Genomic DNA, 3,205 nt, shown 5'->3' on the forward strand with positions numbered 1-3,205 from the left:
CGGCGCGCCCGGGGGCACGTTCCCGGGCGGCGCCGCTCGCCCGGGGCGGGGCACGCGGGGCTCCGGCACCGGCGCCGCACGGCCCCCGTCCGGTGCCGACCGGGCGCGGGACCTGCCCCGCGGGCGGCGGTGAGGGGCCTAGGATCGGGGACGTGCGTGGCGAGTACAAGGTCCCCGGTGGCAAGCTCGTGGCAGCCGACGTAGAGGTGGCAGGCGGTGCGCTCACCCGGGTGAGCGTGAGCGGCGACTTCTTCCTCGAGCCCGACGAGGCGCTGGGGGTGATCGACGCGGCGCTGCGCGGCCAGCCCGAGGGCGCGCGCGTCCCCGACCTCACGGCGGCGGTCGAGTCCGCGCTCGCCCGGGCGGAGGCGGACGGCACCCTGGACACCCCGGTGCACATGGTGGGCTTCTCCGCGGAGTCGGTGGCCATCGCCGTCCGGCGCGCCCTCGGGCACGCGACCAGCTGGCAGGACCACACCTTCGAGGTGATCCACCCCGGTCCGCTGCCGCCCGCCGTGCTCGGCGCGCTGGACCAGGTGCTCACCGAGGAGCTCGCGGCCGGGCGCCGCGGGCCGACCCTGCGGTTCTGGGAGTGGACCGAGCGGGCCGTGTTCATCGGCTCGTTCCAGTCGCTGCGCAACGAGGTCGACCCCGAGGGCGTCGCGAAGCACGACGTGACCGTGGTGCGCCGGATCTCCGGCGGCGGCGCCATGTTCATGGAGGCCGGGAACTGCATCACGTTCTCGCTGGTCGTCCCCGCGTCCCTGGTGGACGGGCTGTCGTTCGAGCAGTCGTACCGGTTCCTCGACGACTGGGTGATCGGTGCGCTCGCGGACGTCGGCGTGACGGCCTCGTTCTCCGGGCTGAACGACGTCGCGTCCCCGGCGGGCAAGATCGCGGGCTCCGCGCAGAAGCGCCTCGCGGGCGGAGCCGTCCTGCACCACATGACGATGGCGTACGACATCGACGCCGACAAGATGCTCGAGGTGCTGCGCATCGGCCGCGAGAAGCTCTCCGACAAGGGCACCGCCTCGGCGAACAAGCGGGTCGACCCCGTGCGCTCGCAGACCGGGATGGCCCGCGAGGACGTGATCGACGCGTTCATCGCGCACTTCCGGTCCCGGTACCGCACCGTCGACGGCGAGCTGCGGCCCGAGGAGCTCGCGCGCGCCGAGCAGCTGGTGGCGGAGAAGTTCGGCAACCCGGAGTGGACCGCGCGCGTGCCGTGAACCAGGGTCGGCTCGGGGTGGTCCCCGATGCACGCCCGCTCACCGGGCTGGGAGGCTGGTGCTCGTGAAGGCTCTGCTCAACCTCATCTGGCTGCTCTTCGGCGGGCTGTGGCTCGCGCTCGGCTACGTGCTGGCCGGGATCATCTGCTGCGTGCTGATCGTGACGATCCCGTTCGGCATCGCCTCGTTCCGCATGGCGTCGTACGCGCTGTGGCCGTTCGGCCGGACGATCGTCGACCACCCCGGTGCGGGTGCCTGGTCGACCATCGGCAACGTCATCTGGGTGCTCGTCGCCGGGTGGTGGCTGGTGCTCGGGCACCTCACGACGGCGTTGGCGCAGGCGATCACGATCATCGGCATCCCGCTGGCCATCGCGAACCTCAAGATGATCCCGGTGTCGCTGCTGCCGCTCGGCAAGGAGATCGTGCCGACGGACCGGCCGTTCGTCGCCTACGGCCGCTGAGCGCGCGCGTCAGACCGGCGGGTGCAGCAGCACCGCCAGCAGCGCCGCGACCCCGAGCAGCGCGACCGCGACGGCGGTGACCGCGAGCGGGGCACCGCCCGGCGTCGTCGGGGTCCCGGACCCCGGACCGACCTCCGGGCGGGCGTCGTCCACGACCTCGGCCCAGCGCCGGGCCCGCCGGGCGCCGGTCACCCCGAGGCCCACGGCGGCGCCCAGACCCGCCAGCGCCAGCAGCCACACCGCGGGTCCGGCCCACGGCTCCAGCACCCGCGCGGCCAGCAGCGCCCCGACCGCCACGGACAGGGCCGTGCGGCGCCAGGCCAGCGCGGTGCGCTCCGGCTGCGCGCCCGGCGGGGGCACGGGGTGCGGCGCCGACGGGGTCGCGGTCACCGGACCAGCAGCCCCACCAGCACGAGCAGCCCGGCGACGGCCACCCCGATCGCGAGCGGACCGCTGAGCACCGGGCCCGGCAGCGGGCGGCGCTCGCGCAGCGCGCGCTCCGTGCGCGCCCAGCCGAACCACGCCTGCGCCGGTGCGGCGACGCCCAGCACCACCAGCAGCACTGCGGCGGCGAGCCGCAGGTGCGGTTCCACCGGCAGGTCCAGGGCCTCCAGGGCGACGCCCCCGGCCAGCAGCGCGAGCGCGGTGCGGACCCAGGCGAGGAACGTGCGCTCGTTGGCGAGCGAGAACCGCCCGTCGGGCTCTGACCCGGTCGCGTAGACGCCGCGCGGGAACCGGCGGTCCCGCGGCGACGGGTCCTCGGCGCTCACGCGCGCGACCCCCGCGCCGCAGCCGCGACCACCGGTGCCGGGTGCTCGGCAGCGCCGCCGGGTGCGGGGCGACCGCCGAACACCGCGGTGCCGACCCGCACGACCGTCGCCCCCTCGGCCACCGCGACCTCCAGGTCCCGGCTCATCCCCATGGAGAGCGTGACCGCGTCCGCCGTCCCCGGCTCGCCGCTCCCGACGACCCGGTCCCGCAGGTCGCGCAGCAGCGCGTACCCCGCGCGCACCACCTCCGGGTCGGGGGAGTTCGCGCCGACGGTCATGAACCCGCGCAGCCGCAGGCGGTCGGACCCGGCGACGGCGCGCACCACGTCCAGCGCGGCCTCCGGGGTCGCACCGTGCTTGGTGGGCTCGCCGGACACGTTGACCTGCACCAGCACGTCCAGCGTCCGGTCGGTGTCCGCGCACCGGCGCGCCAGCCGCTCCGCCAGCGCGGGGGAGTCGACGCTCTGCACGCAGTGCGCCCAGCGCAGCGCCGCGTTCACCTTGTTCGACTGCAGGGGCCCGATGACGTGCAGCTCGGGCGCGAGGTCGGCGAGGTCCGGCGCCTTCGCGACGAGCTCCTGCACGCGGTTCTCCCCGACGAGCACCCGGTGGGCGCTCCCGGCGGTGGTCGCCGCGGCGGCCGCGTCCGCGAGCAGCGCGGCGCGCACGGCGCCGGCGTCGAGGGTCTTCGTGGCGAGCAGCAGCCGCACCGACCCGGGCGCGCGGCCCGCGGCGGCCTCGGC

The 3,205-nt window shown here is 76.2% G+C and carries 5 protein-coding genes; 2 read left to right on the forward strand and 3 right to left on the reverse strand.

Going from position 1 to position 3,205, the window contains the following annotated elements; translation table 11 throughout:
* Nucleotides 1–152 precede the first annotated feature (152 nt).
* Together lplAB and EBM89_RS20085 are read left to right on the forward strand one after the other, a co-directional pair.
* A complete protein-coding gene (gene lplAB, locus EBM89_RS20080; protein WP_122151345.1) occupies nucleotides 153–1,229 on the forward strand; it encodes a lipoate-protein ligase LplAB in 1,077 nt (358 codons plus the stop codon).
* Nucleotides 1,230–1,293: 64 nt separating this feature from the next.
* Nucleotides 1,294–1,692: a YccF domain-containing protein gene (locus EBM89_RS20085; RefSeq protein ID WP_122151348.1), complete on the forward strand. Its 399-nt coding sequence runs from the start codon at nucleotides 1,294–1,296 to the stop codon at nucleotides 1,690–1,692.
* Nucleotides 1,693–1,701: 9 nt separating this feature from the next.
* On the opposite strand, the gene EBM89_RS20090 is transcribed toward EBM89_RS20085, so the two are convergent.
* The 3 genes from EBM89_RS20090 to EBM89_RS20100 all read right to left on the reverse strand — a co-directional run.
* Entirely contained in the window at nucleotides 1,702–2,082 is a 381-nt protein-coding gene (locus EBM89_RS20090) for a DUF202 domain-containing protein (RefSeq protein ID WP_233571883.1), read from the reverse strand.
* Nucleotides 2,079–2,462, reverse strand: coding sequence for a YidH family protein (locus tag EBM89_RS20095; protein ID WP_122151346.1), 384 nt, complete (start codon nucleotides 2,460–2,462; stop codon nucleotides 2,079–2,081). Before EBM89_RS20095 ends, EBM89_RS20090 begins: the two co-directional genes overlap by 4 nt.
* A partial coding sequence (locus EBM89_RS20100) for a YggS family pyridoxal phosphate-dependent enzyme (protein WP_122151347.1) occupies nucleotides 2,459–3,205 on the reverse strand: 747 nt, incomplete at its 5' end. The genes EBM89_RS20095 and EBM89_RS20100, both read right to left, overlap by 4 nt.

The organism is Cellulomonas triticagri, assembly GCF_003696205.1.
GTDB classification, from domain to species: Bacteria; Actinomycetota; Actinomycetes; order Actinomycetales; family Cellulomonadaceae; genus Cellulomonas; species Cellulomonas triticagri.